The following is a 20,611-nucleotide window of genomic DNA, read 5'->3' as shown; positions in this document are numbered from 1 at the left end:
CAGCTCTCAACCTGCCGAGGTGTGCCGTGTCCCCGCGCCGAAACCGCCAACGCGGTGCGAACCGCCCCGACCACGCAGCCCGCGCGGACCACCCGGGGCTCGGCCGCTACGGACTGGAGACCACCGAGGAGTGGCGCGGCGAGGACTGGGTGGTCCGGCAGGTCGGCGCCACCGGCGCGGCCAAGCACTACCGCTGCCCCGGCTGCGACCAGGAGATCCCGCCCGGCGTCCCGCACGTCGTCACCTGGCCCCGGCACGGCGACGTCGACGACCGCCGGCACTGGCACAAAGCCTGCTGGAACGCACGGAACCGCCGGAGCGCACGGCTCCAGCGGTCCCGTAATGCCCCCCGGTACTGAGGCCGTTACACGTCGCGCCGCTCCTGGACGACGAAGGCGGCGCCCAGCGCGACCGCGGCGACGCCCGTCAGGATCCCCAGCGGCCCCCAGCCCTGCGGGCCTTCACCGGTGCCGAGGAACGGCATGCCGTACAGCGTCGCCAGCGAGTTGGGCACCGAGTACGTGATCAGCCCCTTGGCGAGCCACTGCAGACTCGACGAGCCGAGCATGAACACCGCGAGCAGCATCGGCAGCAGGACCACCCCGAACATGGCGCTGATGGCGCCCGCGGAGTGCCGCAGCAGCGAGCCCACCGCCATCGCCAGCAGGCCGAGCATCGAGACGTAGAGCCCGGCGCCCACCGTGCACCGCAGCCACTCGTCGACCGTCGGCTCCCGGCCGTCCAGCATGCCGGACAGGGCGAGCGACACGAGCGTGGTGGCCAGCGTCGTGATCACGAAGGCGAGCGCGAAGAAGACGATCGCCTTGGCGGCGAGCACCCGGGCCCGGCTGGGGCAGGCGGTCATGGTGGTCCGGATCATCCCCGTCCCGTACTCGGACGAGATCACCAGCACGCCGAGCGGGACGATGCACAGGGTGCCCAGCATGACGCTGAAGAAGCCGTAGCCGGTGCCGAGTTCGACCTTGTGGCCCGACAGGGCGGTGGCGGTCAGCAAGCCGATGCCGACGATCAGAGCCACCATCACGCCCAGCGTCCACACCGTCGAGCGCACCGAACGGATCTTGGTCCACTCGGCGGCCAGCGCATGGCCCAGGTGGGTCGGGCGGACGGGTATGGGGGAGACGTAACCGGCGCCGCCCGTCTGCCAGTTGGCCGCGGCGGGCGGCTGCTGCGGGTGCGGCTGCTGCTGCGGGGCCGGTGCCTGCGGCGGCTGCTGGGGCTGCTGCGCCTGCTGGGGCTGGGACTGCGGCGGCGCGGGAACGGTCAGCATCATCGTGCCGGCCTCGTTGCCCGGCCTGCCGACTGCGTTGCCCGGCCTGCCGGCCTCGTTGCCCGACTTGCCCGGCCCGCCCGGCCCGTGTGCCGCCAGCGGCCGCGGCTCGGGGTGACCACCGGCCGGCGGCTGCGCCTGGAGCAGCATCGTGCCGGCCTCCCTGGCGGGCCCGGGCTGCGGCTGCGGCTGCGCCTGCAGCATCATCGTCCCCGCCTCCCCGGCGGGCGAAGGCTGTTCGGCGGCGGGCGGCTGCGGCGACGCGGGCGGCATCGGCCCGGCGGTGGGCGCGGGCTCCGTGACGGGGGCGGGCGCCGGAGCGGAGGGCGGCGCGGTGGGCGGCATCGGCTGCCCACCGGACTCCTGTACGGGCTGCACGGGCTCCGGCTGCGGCCGGGACTCCGGCTGGGGCTGCGGCTGCTGAGGGCTGGTCATCGGACGTCCTGGGTGTGCGGCGTGGGCTGGGCGGCGGGGGCGCTGGGGGCACTGGGGGAGGGCGGCGCCGGCGGCTGGGCGGGCGGCTGCTGCCCGTACGGGTGCGGTGCGCCGTACGGAGCGGGTGCCCCGTACGGGTGACCCTGCTGCGGCGGCACGGGGGCGCCCGGCACCGGGGCGGCCCCGGCGGGCTGCCCGTACGGGCCCGGCTGCGCGTACGGGTGCGGTGGCGGCGCGGACACCCCGGGCGGCACCTGCCCCGGCCCGCCCGGCTGCCCCGGCACATACCCCTGGGGCCCCTGGGGAGCGGCGCCCGGCGCCGGGTAACCGGCCGGCGGCGCCTGGAATCCGGTCCGCTGGTCGGCCGTCGAGCGGTAGTCGACGGCTCCCTGCGTCATCCGCATGTACGCCTCCTCCAGCGACGCCTGGTGCGGCGACAGCTCCCACAGCCGGACGTCGGCCGTGTGCGCCAGCTCGCTGATCCGCGGCAGCGGCAGCCCCGTCACCCGCAGCGCGCCGTCCGCCTCCGGCTCCGCCCGGCCGCCCGCCTCGGCGAGGGCCGCCAGCAGCTTCTCGCGCTGCTCCGGCGCACCCTCCGGCGTCCGCACCCGCGCGAAGTCCGCTGAGTTGGCCGAGATGAAGTCCTTCACCGGCATGTCCGCGAGCAGCTGCCCGCGGCCGATCACGATCAGGTGCTCGGCGGTCAGCGCCATCTCACTCATCAGGTGCGAGGAGACGAAGACCGTACGGCCCTCCGCCGCCAGCTGCTTCATGAGGTTCCGCACCCACAGGATGCCCTCCGGGTCCAGGCCGTTGACCGGCTCGTCGAAGAGCAGCACCTGCGGATCGCCGAGCAGCGCCGCGGCGATCCCCAGCCGCTGGCCCATGCCCAGCGAGAACCCCTTCGACCGGCGGTTGGCCACCTCCTGCAGACCGACCACCCCCAGCACCTCGTCGACCCGCCGGGCCGGGATCCCGGACAGCTGCGCCAGCGACAGCAGATGCGCCCGCGCACTGCGCCCGCCGTGCACCGCCTTGGCGTCCAGCAGCGCACCCACCTGGCGCGGCGCGTTGGGGGTCTGCCGGAACGGGCGGCCGCCGATCGTGGCCCGGCCCGACGTCGGGGCGTCGAGGCCCAGGATCATCCGCATCGTCGTCGACTTGCCGGAGCCGTTGGGCCCCAGAAAGCCGGTGACGGTGCCCGGACGCACCTGGAACGACAGGTTGTGCACGGCCGTCTTGGGCCCGTAGCGCTTGGTCAGGCCGACTGCCTCGATCATTCTCCGCCCCTCGCGAGATGGTCGGGGCAGAGGCGCCCTCGTGCCCCCGTGAGGGTTATGAGGCTATCGGGGCGTTGACGGTTCCCGCCAAAGACGCCGAAGCGGAGGGCGGCGGCCGGCGCCCCGCGCGGCCGTCAGGCGTCCCGCCGGTGCAGCAGCAGGTATCCGGCCAGCAGCGCGGCCACCGTCCACCCCGCCATGATCGCGAACCCGCCCCACGGCCCGTACGGCGTCTCGTCGCCGACCGGCGGGACCACCTGCATGATCCGCGAACCCGCCTGGTCCGGGAGGTAACGGCCGACCTTCCGGGTCGCCGAGACGTTCCCGAGGATGTTGGACACCAGGAAGAAGAACGGCATCAGGATGCCGAGCGACAGCATCGGACTGCGCAGCATCGTGGCCACCGCCATCGAGAACAGCCCCATCATCGTCATGTACAGCCCGCCGCCGATCACCGCCCGCAGCACCCCCGGATCGTCCAGGTAGGCCCGGTGCTCGCCCAGCGCCACCTGCCCCACGAAGAACGTCGCGAAGCTCGTCACCATCCCGACCGCCAGGACCAGCGCGGTGGCCACCGTCAGCTTGCAGAAGAGGAACACCCCGCGCTGCGGCACCGCCGCCAGCGACGCCCGGATCATCCCGGTGCTGTACTCGTTCGACACCACCAGCACCCCGAACACGATCAGCGCCAGCTGCCCCAGCCCCATCCCGGCGAAGCTGATGGCGGTCGGATCGAAGGCGAGCCTCCGCTCGTCCGGCATCGAGTCGAAGTCCTTCCGGGCCAGCGTGCAGATCAGCACGCCCACCACGAGGGTCACCACCACCGCCACACCCAGCGTCCACACCGTCGACCGCACCGACCGGATCTTTGTCCACTCCGACCGCAGGCCCTGCCCGACCACCGCCATCCTCAGCTCCTCCTCCGCTGCCAGCCCTGCCCCCGGCCGCCCGGCGGCGGCCCCACCGAGAACGCCCCCTGCGGCACCACCGGCCGCGGCGGCCACCCACCCCGTGGCCCCCCGGCCGGCCCGGCCCGGTGCCCGTGGTACTGCACCGCCCCCGCCGTCAACTGCATGAACGCCTCCTCCAACGAAGCGTGTTGAGGACTCAGCTCATGCAGCACCAGCCGGTGCGCGGCCGCCAGTTCACCCAGCCGCTCCGCCGGCACCCCGTCCACCTCCACCGCCCCCTGCGGCCCCGCCACCGCCCGGATGCCCTCCCCGTACAGCACCTCCAGCAACCGCTCCCGCTCCGGACACCGCAGCCGCACATACGACCGCGAGTTCTCCCGGATGAACTCCGCCATCGACGTGTCCGCCAGCAGCCGCCCCTGCCCGATCACCACCAGATGCTCCGCGGTCAGCGCCATCTCGCTCATCAGATGCGACGACACGAACACCGTCCGCCCCTGCGCGGCGAGCGTCTTCATCAGATTCCGGATCCACTGGATGCCCTCCGGATCCAGCCCGTTGACCGGCTCGTCGAACATCAGGATCCGCGGATCGCCGAGCAGCGCCGCCGCGATCCCCAACCGCTGCCCCATCCCCAGCGAAAAACCCTTCGACCGCCTCCGCGCCACCGACGTCAGCCCCACCAGATGCAGCACCTCCGCCACCCGCGACGGCGGAATACCGTTGCTCTGCGCCAGACACCGCAGATGGTTCACCGCGCTCCGGCCGCCGTGCATCGCCCGCGCGTCCAGCAGCGCCCCCACATACGTCAGCGGATTCCGCAACTCCCGGTAGCGCCGCCCGTCGATCCGCACCGAACCGGCCGTCGGATTGTCCAGACCGAGCACCATCCGCATGGTGGTGGACTTCCCCGCACCATTGGGACCGAGGAAGCCGGTGACGATCCCCGGCCGCACCGTGAACGTCAGCCCGTCCACCGCGACCGTGTCGCCGTAGTGCTTCGTCAGCCCCGTCAACTCGATCATGCACAGCACGCTAGGGGCGCCCCCGGACCCCCGCCACCGGGACGCGCCGCCCGGAGGACCGCCCCCGCCCCCCGGCACGACAGTGCCCCCGCACCGCCACAACGGCGATACGGGGGCACGAACGGACGGCCCGAAACCCTCCGCGCGTCAGCGGCTCTGCTGGGCCGGCACCCCGCGGGTCACCGACTCCTCGTCGCCCGGCGCACCGGCCGCGGCCACCGCCGCACCCGTCAGCGTCGCCAGCATCTCCCGGACGTTGGTCAGCTGCGCGTTGATCGAGTCGCGGCGGTTGGTGAGCGCCGCCAGCTCGCGCTCCGATTCGCTGCGGATCCGGTCGGCCTTGGCGTTGGCGTCCGCCACGATGTCCTCGGCCTGCCGCTGCGCGGTCTCCACCGTCTGCCGGGCCCGGCGCTCCGCGTCCGTCCGCAGCTTCTCCGCCTCCAGACGCAGCTGCTCCGCCCGGTGCTCGATCTCCGCCAGCCGCTTCTCCGCCTTCGCCTGACGCGACGCCAGATCCCGCTCGGACTGCTCGCGGCGCTTCGCCAGATTCGTCTCGAAGTCCGCGGCGGCCTGCGCGGCCTTCGCGCGGGTCTCCTCGAAGAGGGCGTCCGCCTCCTCACGCTTGGACTGGGCGTCCTTCTGCGCCTCGGCGCGCAGCGTGGCCGCCTCGCCCTTCGCCTTCTCGACGATCCGGGCGCCCTCGTCCTCCGCCTTCGCCTTCCGCTCCACGGCGAACTGCTCGGCGTCGTTACGGACCTGCTGGGCGGCCGACTCGGCCAGCTCACGGTGCTGCTCGGCGGCCCGCCGGGCCTCCTCGCGCAGCTCCTTGGCCTCCTCCTCCGCCAGGCGGAGGATCTTCTCCACGCGCGCCCCGAGGCCCGCGTAGGAGGGTTCGGCGTCGGTGACCTGAGCCTGGGCGTTCTGCGTCTCGAGGTGCAGCTCCTCGATGCGCTTCTCCAGCGAGGTGATACGGGCCAGCGCACTGTCGCGGTCCGCGACCAGTTTCGTAATGCGGTCATCCACCTGACCGCGGTCGTACCCACGCCGCACGAGCTCGAAGCCGAAGGGGGAGGAAGTGTCGCTCATGGGGTTCCTGTCGAAAGAGACCGGTGAGGTGATAAGGGGAATCCTAGGGGCCTTAACGGCGTGTCATCGAGTCATTGCGCGTTTGAAGTGGAGAATGACCCCTCATTTGAGTGGCTACCCTTCAGACGACTTGCCACTCGAACGAGTTGTCCCGGCGCCCGCGGCGGCCTTCACCGCCCCGCCCTTGCCCTCCCCGCCCTGCGCAGGCACCTCGAACGACTCCAACGCCTCCAGCACGTCCTGGACACGGGAGATCTCGGTGTTGATGTCCTGCTGACGGCGCGCCAACACCTCCAGCTCGCGCTTGCCCTCGGCCACGATCCGCGCGGCCTCCTCCTTCGCCTCGGCCCGCATCCGCTCCGCGTCGCGCACCGCCTCGGCCTTCTTGTTCTCGGCCTCCTTGATCAGACCCTCGGCCTTCTTCACCGCCGCGATCCGGACCTTGCTCGCCTCGCTGTTGGCATCCGCCATCAGCTTGTCGGCCTTCTCCTCGGCCTCCACCTGCTGCGCGGTCGCCTGCGCGATCAGCTTGTCCACCCGCTCGCCGGCGTTCTTCATCGTCTCCGACGACTCCCGGCGAGCCCGCTCGTGCAGCTCCTCGACCTCGGCCTCGACCCGGGCCCGCAGCTCCTCCCCGCGCTCCCTTATGGCCGTCGCGTCCCGCCGCGCCTCGCCCAGCAGCGTGTCCGCGTCCGTACGGGCCTTCTCCACCCGCGCGTTGCCCTCGGCCGTGGCCTCCACGACGATCCGGTCGGCCTCCTTGCGCGCCGCCCCGACCATCGCGTCGGCCTGCTCCTCCGCACCCGTCGCCGTCTTCAGCGCCTCCTCCCGCGCCTTGGCGATCAACTCGTCGGCCTGCTCCGCCGCGTCGCTCCGCCGCTGCGCGGCATCCTTGCGCGCCTCGTCCAGCAGCCGCTCCGACTCCTCCTGCGCCTCGGCACGGGCCAGCTCCGCGGCCTCCTCCGCGTCCGCACGGACCTTCGCCGACTCCGCACGCGTCCGCGCCGCGTGCTCCTGCGCCGACGTCACCGTCTCCGCCGCCTCGGCCCGCAGCCGGTCCGCCTCCGCCGTCGCCTCCGCGACCATCCGGTCCGCCTGCTCACGGGCATCGGCCCGGGCACGGTCCGCCGCCCGCTCCGCCTCCGCGGTCCGCTCCGCCGCCTCCGACCGCAGCCGCTCCGCCTCGCCGGCCGCCTCCGCCACCAACTCGTCGGCCTGCGCCGCCGCCTCGGCCCGCGTCCGGTTCGCCGCCGAACGCGCCTCGTCGGCCGTCCGCTCGGCCTCCGCACGGGCACTCTCCAGCGCCTCCGCCGCCTCGGCCCGCAGCCGTTCCGCCGCCTCGGTGGCCTCCGCCACCATCCGCTGCGCCCGCTGCTCACCCTCGGCCCGCAGCCGCTCCGCGGCCTCCTGGCCCTCCCGCACCGCGCGATCCGCGTCGTCCTGCGCCGAAGACGTCAGCTCCGCCGCCTCGGTGACGATCCGTTCGGCCTCCGCACGGGCCTCGCCCAGCAGCCGCTCCGACTGCTCCGCCGCCTCCGACCGCATCCGGTTCGCGTCGTCCCGCGCCTCGGCCCGCGCCCGCGCCGCGTCCTGCTCCGCCGACGCCAACGCGTCCGACGCGTCCGTCCGCAGCTGCTGCGCCTTCGCCGTGGCGTCCCCGACCAGCTTCCCGGCCTTCGCCGTCGCCTCCGCGACCAGCTTCTCCGCCTCGGCCGTCGCCTCCGACCGCGCCGCGTCGGCGTCCCGGCGCGCCCCGTCCAGGAGCCCGTCCGCCTCCGACCGCAGCTCCGCCGCCTCCGCGGTGGCCTCCGCGACCAACTCCTCGGCCTCGGCCGTCGCCTCCGACACCAGACGGTCGGCCTGCTCCGCCGCCTCCGACCGCGCCGCGTTGGCATCCCGGCGCGCCTCGTCGAGCACCCCGGCCGCCTCCGACCGCAGCCGCTCGCCCTCCTCGACCGCCTCCGAAACCGTCCGCTCGGCAAGCGACTTGGCGGCCTCCGTCGCCTCCTGCGCCTCCCGGCGCAGCCGCGCCGCGTCCTCCGACGCACGCTCCCGCTCGGCGTAGGCATCCCCGCGGACCCGGTCCGCCTCCTCCTGCGCCTCGGTCCGCGTCCGCTCCGCGGCATGCTCCGCCGCCGAACGCAGCCCCGCGATCTCCTCGTTGGCCTGCTCGTGCAGCCCCGCCACCGCGTCCCGCACCTGCTGCGCGGTCTGCTCGGCCGCCGCCACCAGCTCCGCCGCCCGCCGGTCCGCCTCCTCGACCAGCCGCTCGGCCTCCGCCTGCGCCTCGCCCACCCGCGTACGGGCCGACGCCAGCAACTCCTCGCTCTGCTCCCGCGCCGCCGTCCGCTCCTGGTGCGCCTCCTCGCGCGCCTCCGCCAGCAGCTGCTCGGCTTCCCGACGCCGGCGCGCCGCCTCCTCCTGCGCCTCGGCCAGCGCCTCCGCCGCCTCCGCGCCCGTACGCTCCGCGGCCGCGGCCGCCTCCGCACGCACCCGGTCCGCGGTCTCCTGCGCCTCCGCCCTCAGCCGCTCGGCCTCCGCCGCGGCCTCGCCCCGCAGCCGCGCCGCCGCCGCCTCGGCCTCCGCACGCGCCGCCGCCGCATCCCCGGCCGCCTCCTCGCGCAGCCGCTCGGCCTCCTCCTCGGCCTGCTGCTGCAACGACCGGCGCCGCTCCGCGGCCTCCGCCTTGAGCCGGGCCGCCTCCTCCTGCGTCTCCCGCCGCAGCCGCTCCGCCTCGGCCCGCGCCTCCCGCAGCGACTCCTCCGCCGCCGCCAGCTTCTCCTCGGCCTCCGCACGCAGCCGGTCCAGCTCCGCCTGCGCCTCCGCCCGCCGCTCCTCCGCGGCCTCCTCGGCCTCGGCCCGCAGCTTCGCCGCGCTCTTCTCCGCCTCGCCCGTCAGCTCCTCGGCGGCCTGCGTACCCTCCAGCAACAGCTGCTCGGCCTCGTCACGAGCCCGCTCCAGCGCCTCCTCGGCCTGCCGCCGCAGCGCCGCCGCCCGCTCGATGGCCTCCGTCCGCACCCGCTCGCTCTCCGCGACCGCGCCCGAACGGGTCTCCTCCGCATCCGACTTGGCCTTCGCCAGCAGCTCCTCGGCGGTCCCGGCCGCCTCCTCGATCTGCTGAACCGCCTCCCGGCGCGCCTCACCACGAATCCGCTCGCCCTCGGCGACCGCATCCGCCCGCAGCTGCTCCGCCTCACCGCGCAGCCGCCGCGCCTCCTCCTGCAGCTCGGCGGTCTTGGCGCGGTACTCCTTCGTGTCGTTCTTCGCCGCACCCTTCAACTGCTCGGCGGTGTCGTGCGCCTCCTCACGCAGCCGGTCCGCCTCCGCCTCGGCCTCCCGACGCAGCCGCTCCGCCTCCTCGGCGGCGGCCTTCGTCGTGGCCTTGGCGTCCTCCGACGCCTTCGACAGCATTTCCTCGGCCGACCGCGCGGCCTTCGCCAACTGCGCCGCGGAATCCTCCGCCGCCTTCGACCGCGCCGACTCCTGCGCCTCCGAAAGCAGCCGCTCCGACTCCGCCCGGGCATCCGCCCGCAGCTGCTCGGCCTCCGCCTTCAGCGCCTCGGCCTCCTTGGTCGCCTCGGCCACCAGCCGGGCCACCTCCGCCTTGGCGGTCCGCGCGCGCTGCTCGTTCTCCGACTCAGCGGCCGACAGCCGCTTGGCGGCCGACTGCTGCGCCTCCTCCAGCAGCTTCTCCGCCTCGGCCCGCGCCTCCCGCAGCGCGCCGTCGGCCTCCCGCACCCGCTCCTCGGCGGCCCGCGTCAACTCGGCCGCCTGCCGGCGCGCCTCCTCCGACTCCGAACCCGCCGCCGAGCGCAACTGCTCCGCCTGGTCCGTCGCCTCCTGCGCCTGGCTCGACGCCGCGTTCAGCAGCCGCTCGGCATCCGTACGCGCCCGGCGCAGGATCGACTCCGCCTCGGCACGGGCCTCCTCCGCGGCCGTCCCCAGCCGCTCCCGGGCCCGGTCCGCCAGCCGCTGCGCCTCGGCGCGCGCCGCCGCCAGCGCCTGCTCGGCCTCCGCCCGCGACTCCTCCATCAGCCGGCGCGCCTGGGACTCCGTACGGGCCCGCAGCTGCTCCGCCCACGCCACGTTCTCGTTGACGTGCGACTCGACCGTCTGCCGGCGCTCGTTCAGCTCCTCGTCCAGCCGCTGCCGGCGGGCGACCGCCTCGGCATGCAGATCGGCCTCCATACGGGCCTGCCGCTCGGCGGACTCCTGCAGCAGCCGCTGGGTCTGCGCCCGCGCCTCGCGCAGCTCCCGCTCGGCGTCCGAGCGCAGCTGGTCGGCCTGGATCTGCGCATTGCGCAGCAGCTGTTCGGCCTGGTGACTGAGATTGTCGTAGGCAGGCCGGGAGGCGAGGTTGCGACGCGCCTCGTGGAGCTTGGCGCGCAGCACCTCGACCTGGTACCCGAGGTCGTCGGCGTGCTGGACGGCCCTGTCCCGCTCGGTCTTCAGCCGCTCCATCTCGGCTTCGAACTGCGAGAGGTGGTCGGCCTCAGCCCACTGACGCTCCTGGCGCTCGTTGCCCCGCACTGCGCGGTCCCATCCGTCCCCTGGTCATGGCGGCGGCCGGCTCCGGCCCTGCGGCGCGGGTCCCGCACACCCCACGGTGTACCGAACTCGCCCCCTTCGGAGCTGACCCTTCCGAAGAAATGGTGTCAGATCATCGGCAGAGTATGGACCGAGCCCCATTCCCGTTCCCCGGCCGAAGCTGCACTCTACCGGCCGGGGAAGCGGAAGGTCAGTGGTCAGTCGCGTCCGGGGGCGCCGCGGTGACGAGTTCGGTCAGCACACCGTGGCAGTCCTTGGGGTGCAGGAAGGTGATCCGCGACCCCATCGAACCGCGCCGCGGCTCGTCGTAGAGCACCCGGACACCCTTGCCGCGGATGGCCTCGGAGTCCTCGTCGACGTCCGCCGTGCCGAACGCGATGTGGTGCACCCCCTCGCCGTTCTTGGCCAGCCACTTGCCCACCGCCGAGTCCTCCCGGGTCGGCTCCAGCAACTGCAGGTACGAGGCGCCGCCGTCCGAGGTCCCGTTGATTTTGAGCATCGCCTCGCGGACCCCCTGCTCCTCGTTGACCTCGGTGTGGAACACCTCGAAGCCATACGTGGCACGGTAGAACTCGACGGTCCGGTCGAGGTCGGAACAGGCGATCCCGATGTGGTCGATTCGCGTCAGCATGGCTCCAGTGCACCGCTCGCACGGCTGGTTACGCAACGTGCGCGCGATCACACCCGCTTGCCGGTGACCCGGCGACTACCCCTCAGTACATTGACGGGAACCCTCGTTAACTTCCCTGCAAAGGAAGGCCGCATCGTATGTCTGCAACGAACGGCACCACCTCCGTGATCGTGGCCGGGGCACGCACCCCCATGGGCCGCCTGCTCGGCTCGCTGCGCAGCTTCTCCGGGGCCGACCTCGGCGGAGTGGCCATCAAGGCGGCGCTGGACCGCGCGGGGATCGGCGGCGACCAGGTGCAGTACGTGATCATGGGGCAGGTGCTCCAGGCCGGGGCGGGGCAGATCCCGGCACGCCAGGCCGCGGTCAAGGCCGGCATCCCCATGAACGTCCCCGCGCTGACCGTCAACAAGGTCTGCCTCTCCGGCCTCGACGCCATCGCCCTGGCCGACCAGCTCATCCGCGCCGGCGAGTTCGACATCGTCGTGGCCGGCGGCCAGGAGTCCATGACCAACGCCCCGCACCTGCTGCCCAAGTCCCGTGAGGGCTTCAAGTACGGCGCGGTGGAGATGCTCGACGCCATGGCCCACGACGGCCTCACCGACGCCTTCGAGGGCATCGCGATGGGCGAGTCGACCGAGAAGCACAACACCCGCCTCGGCCTCGGCCGCGCCGAGCAGGACGAGATCGCCGCGCTCTCCCACCAGCGGGCCGCCGCCGCCCAGAAGAACGGCCTGTTCGAGGCGGAGATCACCCCCGTGGAGATCCCGCAGCGCAAGGGCGACCCGGTGCTCTTCAGCAAGGACGAGGGCATCCGCGCCGAGACCACCGCGGAGAGCCTCGGCAAGCTCCGCCCGGCCTTCGCCAAGGACGGCACCATCACCGCTGGCAGCTCCTCGCAGATCTCCGACGGCGCCGCCGCCGTGGTCGTCATGAGCAAGGCCAGGGCGCAGGAGCTGGGCCTGGAGTGGATCGCCGAGATCGGCGCGCACGGCAACGTCGCCGGCCCCGACAACTCCCTGCAGTCGCAGCCCTCCAACGCCATAAGGCACGCGCTCTCCAAGGACGGCCTGGACGTCGCCGACCTCGACCTGATCGAGATCAACGAGGCGTTCGCGGCGGTCGCCGTGCAGTCAATGAAGGATCTCGGGGTTTCCCCGGAAAAGGTGAATGTCAACGGTGGTGCCATCGCGCTGGGGCACCCGATCGGCATGTCCGGCGCCCGTATCGTGCTGCACCTCGCGCTGGAGCTGCGCCGGCGCGGCGGCGGTATCGGCGCCGCGGCCCTGTGCGGGGGCGGCGGCCAGGGCGATGCGCTGATCATCCGCGTACCGGGCAAGTGACCGGACCGCGCGCCGGCCGGGCGCCGGCGCGCGGCGCGGCAGCAGCGCGTACCAGCCAGTGAGTCGAGGTCGAAGGAGCCGAGCGCGATGGTGGACGTCCCCCAGCTGGTGGAACAGGCCCGGCAGGGCCGCCCGAGGGCGGTGGCCCGGCTGATCTCCCTCGTCGAGGGGGCGGCGCCGGAGCTGCGCGAGGTGATGGCGACACTGGCGCCGCTCACCGGCGGCGCGTACGTGGTCGGCCTCACCGGCTCGCCCGGCGTCGGCAAGTCCACCACGACGTCCGCGCTGGTCACCGCCTACCGCAAGGCCGGCAAGCGGGTCGGCGTGCTCGCCGTCGACCCGTCCTCGCCGTTCTCCGGCGGCGCCCTGCTCGGCGACCGGGTCCGGATGAGCGAACACGCCTCGGACCCCGGCGTCTACATCCGCTCGATGGCCACCCGCGGCCACCTCGGCGGGCTGGCCTGGGCCGCCCCGCAGGCCATCCGCGTGCTGGACGCCGCCGGCTGCGACGTGATCCTGGTGGAGACCGTGGGCGTCGGCCAGTCCGAGGTCGAGATCGCCTCCCAGGCCGACACCAGCGTGGTGCTGCTGGCCCCCGGCATGGGCGACGGCATCCAGGCCGCCAAGGCCGGAATCCTGGAGATCGGCGACGTCTACGTCGTCAACAAGGCCGACCGGGACGGCGCCGACGCCACCGCGCGCGAGCTGAACCACATGCTGGGCCTGGGCGAGGCCCGCGCCCCCGGCGACTGGCGGCCGCCGATCGTCAAGACCGTGGCGGCCCGCGGCGAGGGCGTCGACGAGGTCCTCGAAGCCCTCGACAAGCACCGCGCCTGGATGGAGGAGCACGGCGTCCTGGCGCGGCGCCGGCTGGCCCGCGCGGCCCACGAGGTCGAGACGATCGCCGTCACCACGCTGCGCTCCCGCATCGGCGACCTGTCCGGCGACCGCCACCTCGACGCACTCGCCGAACGCATCGTCGCCGGCGAGACGGACCCGTACCGGGCAGCGGACGAACTGGTGGCAGGGCTGACGAACGGGGGGTGACGGGACGGGGGGACGGGACCGGGGGCTGGCCGGGGGCCGGCCTCCCGCGTTGTGGCGGTGGGGAGTTGTGCGCGTTGGGGCGGACTCTCGCACCAGATGTGGCGGTGGCGAGTTGCGGGTTCCGCCGGGTCCTGGCCGGCTTCGGTTGCGGCCGCCCCACGTCGTCGGCTGGGTCTCACGTCGTCGGCTGGGCCGGCGCGGGGCTGGTCGTTCGCCCGCGGCCGGGGGCGTTCCCCCCGGTGGTTGCCGGGCTGCCTCGGGTGCCGTGTGCCTCCTTCCTTGTTTCGGCAACGAAGGAGGGGAGCCAGGAGTTCCCGGATGATTACTTTGTGTAATCGGCCAGGGTTGCAGGGCTGGGTGATCGGTCAGGGGTTGCCGCGGTGTTTGCGGAGGTGTTCGGCCACGGGGGTGAGGGAGGCGCGGAGGGCGTCGAGGTCTTCGGCGGTGAAGAGGTCGATGAAGTGGCGGCGGACCGAGGCGACATGGTGCGGGGCGACCCGGCGCATCGTCTCCCAGCCCTCCTCGGTGAGGACGGCGTAGAGGCCACGGCGGTCCGACTCGCAGCTCTCGCGGCGCACGAGGCCCGCGTTCTCCATGCGGGTGATCTGGTGCGAGAGGCGGCTCTTGGACTGCAGGGTGCTGGCGGCCAGGTCGCTCATCCGCAGCCGGTGGTCCGCGGCCTCGGAGAGGTTGACCAGGATCTCGTAGTCGTTGTTCGTCAGGCCGAACGGCTGGAGATCGCGCTCCAGTTGGTGCATCAGCAGTCTGCTGACGTCCAGATGGGTGCGCCAGGCACGCTGCTCCTGGTCGGTCAGCCAGGGAGTGTCGCTGTCGGTCGTCATGGATGAATTCTACCCGTGAAAGTTGAATAGTTAATTAGTCATGGCGTGTGACGTTTGACGTTGCGTAAGACGGCCGGTCGGGCCCCGCCGTTGGTCAGACGTTCGAGGTCACCGTCCGCAGACTACCGTTCACAGCCCGAAGCGGCGCTGGAGGCCCCCCAGGCCGCCGGGCAGCTGCGGCAGTTGTGAGCCACTTTCCGGCGCCTGGACGCCGCCGCCCGGGACGCCCTCCTCTACGGGCGGCGCGCCGGTCGGCCGCTCCGCCATCAGCTGCTCCGTGGACTGGAGCAGGACCGTGCCGGCGCCGGTGAACTCGAACTGGTGCTCCTCGCCGGAGGCGCCGCCGATTCCGGTGTGGGCGCGCAGGCCGCCCAGGAATCCCCGCAGGTACTGGTGGTCGTAGTGGTGGCAGGGGGAGGGGCAGTCGGCCCAGCCGACGAGGGCCTGCGGGTCCACCCGGATCGGGGGCTCGACGAAGACGACCGGGCCGTTGGAGGCCGCCACGAACTTGCCCGTGCCGATGAGGGTGAGGAAGCCCGGGATGATCGACTGCTTCAGGGCGAGAGATGGCTGAAACGCGAGCACATTGCCGGAGCGAATAGTGAGGTTGCCCTCATCCAGGTCGTAGGAGTTGATGTCGAAGGACCGGTCCGCGAGGAGCATCTTTCCGCGGCCCTCGGCGACGACCCAGTCCGCGGCGTGCAGTGGCGAATGGAAACTCGTGGCGATCAGGCGGTCCAGGCGGCCGTGTCCGATGCCGTGGAAGTCGATCTGCCCGTAGTAGGCGATCATCTTCCCCTTCTGGAGGAACCACTGGCCGTCGAGGTCGACGCTGAAGGCGTACGGGTTGACGTTGTCGTCCGCGGGGAGGGTGTGGACGTCGTGGATCACGGGACCGGTCAAAGCTTTTCCTCCGACGCCTGAACGAAGACGGTGCCCTGGCCGGACAGTTCCAGCTGGAACGCCTCGCCCGAGCCGCGGCCGATCATCTCGCGCCAGCCGATCGCGGTGGACAGGCGGTTGCGGACGTCGCCGCGGTGGGCGACGTACGCCTGCGGGTCGACGTGGACGGGGCGCTGCGGGGTGATCGGCAGCTCGATGACGCCGCCGTGCGCCATCACCGCGGCCGAGCCGTGGCCCTGGAGGGTGGTGGTGAACAGGCCCTGGCCGGTGACCTGTCCGCGCACCATGCCCATCACGCCGCCCTGCGCGCCCATGAACATCGTGCCCTGGGCGAGCGAGTCGTCGAAGGCCAGCAGGCGGTCGGCCTCCACGTAGAGGGTGTCGCCGGTGAGGTCGACGACGTGGACGTGGTGGCCGCCGTGGCCGAACATGACCGTGCCACTGCCCTCCACGGTCATCAGGGGCGTCGCCTCGCCGGCGACGCGGCGGCCGATCATGGAGCCGAGACCGCCCTGGCCGCCCTGGATGTTGGGGGTGAAGGTGACCTCGCCGCGGTAGGCGAGCATCGCGCCGCGCTGGCTGAACAGCCGCCGGCCGGGGGCGATCGTGGCCTGCACCATGCGGGAGTTGAGGGCCGTGAACGGCATCAGACCTCACCGCCCACGGTGTTGCGCTCGCTGGGCTGCACGTAGACCAGCCCGTCGCCCTCGAAGCGGATCTGGAACGCCTCGCCGGAGCCCTCGCCGAGGAATGTGCGGAAGTTCACTCCGGACTGGAAGTGCTGCGTCAGCCGCCCGGTGTGCGCGACATACGCGCCCGGGTCGACCTGGAGGGGGTACTGCGGGGTGACCCGCAGCACCACGGCCGGGCCGTCGGAGAGCAGCGCGGCCTGTCCGTGGCCCTCCACGGTGGTGGTGAACAGGCCGTTGCCCTGCGAGGCGCCGCGCAGGCCGGTGAACGTCGTGCCGGTGTGCAGCGTCGCCTCCGTGCACAGCAGGTTGCTCGCCTCCACGAACAGCTTCTCGCCCTGGAGGCCGACGAGGTTGATCTCGCTCGCGCGGTCGGCGAAATAGCAGGTGCCCTTGCCCTTCACCTCCATCACCGTCATCTGCTCACCCGTCAGCCGCCGGGTGACCATGCCGCGCAGCCCCTCGCCGCCGCCGGTCATCTTCTTGAACGTCATGCTGCCGTCGTACGCGACCATCGCGCCGTTCTTCGCTTTGACGGCGTCGCCGGTCAGGTCGACGGCGAGCACCTTGCTCCCCTGGAGCCGAAACTGAGCCACGGGTCAGACGGTAGTCGGAGGGGGTGGGGGCGGGACAGGGCTTTCGTCCCGGAGCCGACCCTGACCTTTCTCCCTGATCCTTCCCCGAGGCCGCATCCTTCCCCGAAGCCGCCCGGCCGCCGCGGCGGCCGGTAAGGGCGGCCCGGTGCCGGCGGCCCCCGGCGCAGTGATCGCCGGAGCGGCTGTAACAATGGGGCGGATGCTTGTGAACTCCTGCACAAGCATCCCCTTGCGTAAGCAGTGTCCGCTGCGCAGGCAATGTGACGCCTCCCCTCCGCCCGAACGAGGTTCCCGTGGACATCAAGACCGCCGCCGCCCTGCACCGACTGCGCCTGGCATCCATCCCGGAGGCGCTCTCCTTCCCCGCGCTGCTGATATTCGGCACGGGCTTCCGGATCTTCCTGGGCTACGACCAGCTCGTCATGCCCCTCGGTCTGCTGCACGGCATCCTGTTCACCATCTTCCTGGTGCTGCTCCTGGATGCCTGGAACCGCACCAAGTGGCCGTTCAAGCGGGTGGCGTTCCTCTTCGTCCTCGCGGTGCTGCCGTTCGGCGGCCTGTACGCGGACAAGGTGCTCAAGCGCGAGGAGGCGGCCCAGGTGATCGCTGCCCGGGCCCGCCGGGAAGGTACGGTGAACGCATGATCGTCGCCTTCTCCGTGAGCCCGCTGGGCGTCGGCGAGGACGTCGGCGAGTACGTCGCCGACGCCGTCCGGGTCGTCCGCGAGTCCGGCCTGCCCAACCGCACCGACGCCATGTTCACCTCCGTCGAGGGCGAATGGGACGAGGTCATGGACGTCGTCAAGCGCGCGGTGGCCGCCGTCGAGGCGCGCGCCGGGCGGGTCTCGCTGGTGCTGAAGGCCGACATCCGGCCGGGTGTCACCGACGGCCTCACCTCGAAGGTGGAGACCGTCGAGCGCCATCTGGCCCGGGACGCGCAGGGCTCCTGACGGGTCCGGCCGTCAGCCGCCGGCCAGGAGGGCGAGGCCCAGTGGTGTGCGCTCGTAGCGCACCTGGTGTCCGTGCCGGCGCGAGGTCAGCAGTCCGGCGTCGCGCAGTACGGACAGGTGTGCCGAGACCGACGAGGGGGCCAGGCCCAGCCGGTGGGCGAGCGCCGAGGTCGTCGCGGGCGCGTCCAGGGCGGTGAGCACCGCGGCCCGGTTGGCGCCCAGCAGGCGCGCCAGCGCCGGGCCGCCGGACGGCTCCTGCCACAGCCCGCCGATGCCGCGCGCCGGATAGATCACGGTCGGCTGCCACGGCGGGTCGAAGCCGCTGATCACGTCCGGCCACACGAAGACGCTCGGCAGCAGCAGCACGCCCCGGCCGTCGAGGTCCTGCAGCTGCGCGAAGTCCGTACGGGTGCGGACGGTCAGTGTGCCGTCGTCCGACCAGGACAGGCGGGGATGCAGATCGGTGAACAGGCGGCGCAGGCCGCCGCCGGCCAACTGGTGCGAGCGGTAGGCGATTTCGGCCTCCAGCAGGGCCCGCAGCCGGGGCCAGTCGGGCGCCACCAGGGCCTCCCAGGCCCGTTCGGTGAGGTCCGCCAGCTCCCGTACCGCGCGCGCCGGGTCCGCCAGCGCCGCCCGGCCGCGCGGCGACTGCGCCGCACCGGGCGTACAGGCCAGCGACTTGGCCATCTCGGCGCGGGCCAGGGCCGGATCGGTGGCCCGCAGGCGCGCCAGTTCCGCGGCGAAGTCCGCCAGCGGCACCTCGGGCGGCCGGCCCAGGAAATCGGGCGTGTAACCGGGGCGCGGGGACGGCATGAACAGCCACAGCGGCGACAGGTCCAGCCCCGCCGTCCGCTCCCGCATCCGCCGCAGCCACGGCAGGTGGTAGCCGTGCCGGTCGGTGCGCCGCAGCGTCCGCAGCGCCTCGTGGGTCTCGCACAGCGGTGAGATCGCGAACCGGATCCGCAGCAGGTCGTCCGCGCCGAAATGCAGCTCCAACGGCACCGCCGGGCCCTCCCCTCCCCAGGATTCGGCTGGAGCCGAAACACTACGGGGCCCGGGGCGGCCCCGGCAGCCTGGCGCCATGCCGACGCCTTCCGGGCCCGCACGACCGGGCCCCGCTGCCGCCTGCCCGCCCGCCCCCGGCCCGTCCGGCGCCGCCGGGCCCGCCGGCAAGGGTTACCGCGCCGTTTTCGCCGTCCCCGAGTTCCGCCGCGTCTTCGCCGCCCATCTGCTCTCCTCCCTGGGCGTGGTGGTCTGCGAACTCGCGCTCTCCGTCCTCGTCTACCGGCTCACCGACTCGCCGCTGCTCAGCGCGCTGACGTTCGCGCTCGGCCTGCTGCCGTACGTCGTCGGCGGCACCCTGCTGTCGGCCGTCGCCGACCGCTGTCCCGCCCGCCGGGTGCTGGTCTGCTGCGACGCGGTGTGCGCGGTGGCGGCCGCGGCGATGGTGCTGCCCGGGGTGCCGGTGGCGGTCCTGCTGGGGCTGCGGTGCGTGAGCGCGGCGGTCGCGCCGGTCTTCGCCGGCACCCGGGCGGGGACGCTCGGCGAGATCCTCGGTGAGGGCGACCTGTTCGTCCTGGGGCGCTCGCTGATCCGGATCGTCAACCAGGGCGCGCAGCTGGCCGGTTTCGCCGCCGGGGGGCTGCTGCTGGCCGCCGTGGCGCCCCGGGCGGTGCTCGGGGTCACCGCGGCGACGTTCACCGCTTCGGCGCTGCTGCTGTGGCTGGGTACCGCTGCCCGCCCGGCGCGGGGACACGGGGGCGGCGCGCTGCTGGGCGCCTCGATGGCCGGCATCCGGCGGCTGCTGGCCGACCGGCGGGTCCGGGCGCTGCTGCTGCTCACCTGGGTGCCGCCGGCGGTCGTGGTCGTCCCCGAGGCGCTGCTCGTCCCGTACGGGGACCTGCTGGGTGTGGGGCCGGCCGGGCAGGGGCTGCTGATGTGCGGGATGCCGGTCGGGGCGGTGGTGGCCGAGACCCTGGTGGGGGCGCTGCTGGGGCCGCGGGCCCGGGAGCGGCTGACCTTCCCCCTGGGGGTGTTCGCGGTGCTGCCGTCCCTGGGGTTCGCGGCCCGGCCGTCGCTGGGCTGGGCCCTGGTGCTGCTGGTGCTGACCGGCACCAGCATCTCGTACAACTTCGGCGTCGACCGGTGGTTCGTCGCCGCGGTCCCCGAGGAACTGCTGGGGCAGGCGATGACGGTGATGCAGGCGGGCCGGATGACGCTCATGGGACTGGCGATGGCGCTGGCCGGAGTGGCCGCGCAGTACGCGCCGCTCCCGGTGGTGATGCCCGCCGCGGGGGTACTGGGCGTCGGCGCGGTCCTGGCGGTGATCGCGGTGGTGCGGCGCTCCGGGGCGGACGGGGACCGCGGGCCGGAGCGGGGGCGGACCCCTTCGGGCGGACCACTCCATGAGACCGAAAGTTGAGACAGGGCTGACCAGCATGTGACCGCCGGGTAGGGTCGGAAGCGTGCCGAAGCCGCTCAGCCTTGCCTTTGACCCGATCGCTCGCGCCGACGAACTCTGGAAGCAGCGATGGGGCTCCGTGCCCTCCATGGCCGCGATCACCTCGATCATGCGGGCCCAGCAGATCCTGCTGTCCGAGGTGGACGCGGTGGTCAAGCCGTACGGACTGACCTTCGCGCGCTACGAGGCGCTGGTGCTGCTGACCTTCTCCAAGGCGGGCGAACTGCCGATGTCGAAGATCGGCGAGCGCCTCATGGTGCACCCGACCTCGGTGACCAACACCGTCGACCGGCTGGTGAGGTCGGGGCTGGTCGCCAAGCGGCCCAACCCCAAGGACGGCCGGGGCACCCTGGCGTCCATCACGGAGAAGGGGCGCGAGGTGTGCGACGCGGCCACCCGCGACCTGATGGCGATGGACTTCGGGCTGCGCGCGTACGACGCCGAGGAGTGCGCGGAGATCTTCGCGCTGCTCCGGCCGCTGCGCGTTGCGGCGGGGGACTTCGAGGACCGGGACGAGTCAGCGGAGCCGGCGGAATAGCGTTTCCGCGGGTCGGCGCGGTGGTGCCGCGCGCCCACG

The 20,611-nt window shown here is 73.3% G+C and carries 19 protein-coding genes; 7 read left to right on the top strand and 12 right to left on the bottom strand.

The features are described 5' to 3' along the window. Positions 1-26: 26 nt before the first annotated feature. Positions 27-359 (top strand): ATP/GTP-binding protein, encoded by a 333-nt coding sequence (locus tag ACRAS8_RS11360; protein WP_438485823.1) that lies wholly within the window; start codon positions 27-29, stop codon positions 357-359. Between the two features lie 5 nt (positions 360-364). Here ACRAS8_RS11360 and ACRAS8_RS11355 read toward each other — a convergent pair whose 3' ends face one another. From ACRAS8_RS11355 to mce, 7 genes are all read right to left on the bottom strand, one after another. Further along, the gene (locus ACRAS8_RS11355; protein ID WP_438485822.1) at positions 365-1,726 is read right to left on the bottom strand and encodes an ABC transporter permease; all 1,362 of its coding nucleotides are present in this window, start codon (positions 1,724-1,726) and stop codon (positions 365-367) included. Then, entirely contained in the window at positions 1,723-3,006 is a 1,284-nt protein-coding gene (locus tag ACRAS8_RS11350) for an ABC transporter ATP-binding protein (RefSeq protein WP_438485821.1), read from the bottom strand. The genes ACRAS8_RS11355 and ACRAS8_RS11350 overlap by 4 nt, the downstream gene beginning before the upstream one ends. Positions 3,007-3,140: 134 nt before the next feature. Next, positions 3,141-3,914, bottom strand: coding sequence for an ABC transporter permease (locus ACRAS8_RS11345; RefSeq protein ID WP_438485820.1), 774 nt, complete (start codon positions 3,912-3,914; stop codon positions 3,141-3,143). A 2-nt stretch (positions 3,915-3,916) separates the two neighbouring features. Further along, positions 3,917-4,942, bottom strand: coding sequence for an ABC transporter ATP-binding protein (locus tag ACRAS8_RS11340; protein WP_438485819.1), 1,026 nt, complete (start codon positions 4,940-4,942; stop codon positions 3,917-3,919). 147 nt (positions 4,943-5,089) lie between these two features. Further along, positions 5,090-6,028 carry a cellulose-binding protein gene (locus ACRAS8_RS11335; RefSeq protein WP_438485818.1) on the bottom strand — a complete coding sequence of 313 codons (939 nt, stop codon included), beginning with the start codon at positions 6,026-6,028 and terminating at the stop codon, positions 5,090-5,092. A 114-nt stretch (positions 6,029-6,142) separates the two neighbouring features. Next, positions 6,143-10,558 (bottom strand): polarized growth protein Scy, encoded by a 4,416-nt coding sequence (gene scy / locus ACRAS8_RS11330; RefSeq protein ID WP_438485817.1) that lies wholly within the window; start codon positions 10,556-10,558, stop codon positions 6,143-6,145. Between the two features lie 208 nt (positions 10,559-10,766). After that, positions 10,767-11,207, bottom strand: a complete 441-nt coding sequence (gene mce, locus ACRAS8_RS11325; protein WP_438485816.1) for a methylmalonyl-CoA epimerase — start codon at positions 11,205-11,207, stop codon at positions 10,767-10,769. 164 nt (positions 11,208-11,371) lie between these two features. Here mce and ACRAS8_RS11320 point away from each other — a divergent pair, with 164 nt between their 5' ends. Together ACRAS8_RS11320 and meaB are read left to right on the top strand one after the other, a co-directional pair. Further along, positions 11,372-12,547 (top strand): acetyl-CoA C-acetyltransferase, encoded by a 1,176-nt coding sequence (locus tag ACRAS8_RS11320; RefSeq protein ID WP_438490421.1) that lies wholly within the window; start codon positions 11,372-11,374, stop codon positions 12,545-12,547. Between the two features lie 87 nt (positions 12,548-12,634). Next, complete coding sequence (meaB, locus tag ACRAS8_RS11315; RefSeq protein ID WP_438485815.1) at positions 12,635-13,594, top strand: methylmalonyl Co-A mutase-associated GTPase MeaB; 960 nt, start codon at positions 12,635-12,637, stop codon at positions 13,592-13,594. Between the two features lie 365 nt (positions 13,595-13,959). Here meaB and ACRAS8_RS11310 read toward each other — a convergent pair whose 3' ends face one another. The 4 genes from ACRAS8_RS11310 to ACRAS8_RS11295 form a co-directional block, all read right to left on the bottom strand. Next, positions 13,960-14,436 (bottom strand): MarR family winged helix-turn-helix transcriptional regulator, encoded by a 477-nt coding sequence (locus ACRAS8_RS11310; protein ID WP_438485814.1) that lies wholly within the window; start codon positions 14,434-14,436, stop codon positions 13,960-13,962. 129 nt (positions 14,437-14,565) lie between these two features. After that, positions 14,566-15,339 carry an AIM24 family protein gene (locus ACRAS8_RS11305; RefSeq protein ID WP_438485813.1) on the bottom strand — a complete coding sequence of 258 codons (774 nt, stop codon included), beginning with the start codon at positions 15,337-15,339 and terminating at the stop codon, positions 14,566-14,568. After that, the gene (locus ACRAS8_RS11300; protein WP_438485812.1) at positions 15,336-15,986 is read right to left on the bottom strand and encodes an AIM24 family protein; all 651 of its coding nucleotides are present in this window, start codon (positions 15,984-15,986) and stop codon (positions 15,336-15,338) included. Before ACRAS8_RS11300 ends, ACRAS8_RS11305 begins: the two co-directional genes overlap by 4 nt. Then, positions 15,986-16,624 carry an AIM24 family protein gene (locus tag ACRAS8_RS11295; RefSeq protein ID WP_438485811.1) on the bottom strand — a complete coding sequence of 213 codons (639 nt, stop codon included), beginning with the start codon at positions 16,622-16,624 and terminating at the stop codon, positions 15,986-15,988. The genes ACRAS8_RS11300 and ACRAS8_RS11295 overlap by 1 nt, the downstream gene beginning before the upstream one ends. 293 nt (positions 16,625-16,917) lie before the next feature. On the opposite strand from ACRAS8_RS11295, the gene ACRAS8_RS11290 reads away from it, so the two are divergent. Together ACRAS8_RS11290 and ACRAS8_RS11285 are read left to right on the top strand one after the other, a co-directional pair. Beyond that, entirely contained in the window at positions 16,918-17,268 is a 351-nt protein-coding gene (locus ACRAS8_RS11290; RefSeq protein ID WP_438485810.1) for a DUF3817 domain-containing protein, read from the top strand. Continuing rightward, positions 17,265-17,573, top strand: a complete 309-nt coding sequence (locus tag ACRAS8_RS11285; protein ID WP_438485809.1) for an MTH1187 family thiamine-binding protein — start codon at positions 17,265-17,267, stop codon at positions 17,571-17,573. The genes ACRAS8_RS11290 and ACRAS8_RS11285 overlap by 4 nt, the downstream gene beginning before the upstream one ends. Before the next feature lie 12 nt (positions 17,574-17,585). Here ACRAS8_RS11285 and ACRAS8_RS11280 read toward each other — a convergent pair whose 3' ends face one another. Continuing rightward, positions 17,586-18,575, bottom strand: coding sequence for a DUF5937 family protein (locus ACRAS8_RS11280; RefSeq protein WP_438485808.1), 990 nt, complete (start codon positions 18,573-18,575; stop codon positions 17,586-17,588). Positions 18,576-18,654: 79 nt separating this feature from the next. On the opposite strand from ACRAS8_RS11280, the gene ACRAS8_RS11275 reads away from it, so the two are divergent. Together ACRAS8_RS11275 and ACRAS8_RS11270 are read left to right on the top strand one after the other, a co-directional pair. After that, a complete protein-coding gene (locus tag ACRAS8_RS11275) occupies positions 18,655-19,995 on the top strand; it encodes an MFS transporter (protein ID WP_438485807.1) in 1,341 nt (446 codons plus the stop codon). 43 nt (positions 19,996-20,038) lie between these two features. Beyond that, positions 20,039-20,572, top strand: coding sequence for a MarR family winged helix-turn-helix transcriptional regulator (locus ACRAS8_RS11270; RefSeq protein WP_438485806.1), 534 nt, complete (start codon positions 20,039-20,041; stop codon positions 20,570-20,572). Positions 20,573-20,611: the final 39 nt, after the last annotated feature.

It is taken from the genome of Streptomyces sp. S186 (assembly GCF_051603415.1).
Classification (GTDB): domain Bacteria; phylum Actinomycetota; class Actinomycetes; order Streptomycetales; family Streptomycetaceae; genus Streptomyces.
This window is presented reverse-complemented; position numbering and strand designations above follow the sequence as displayed.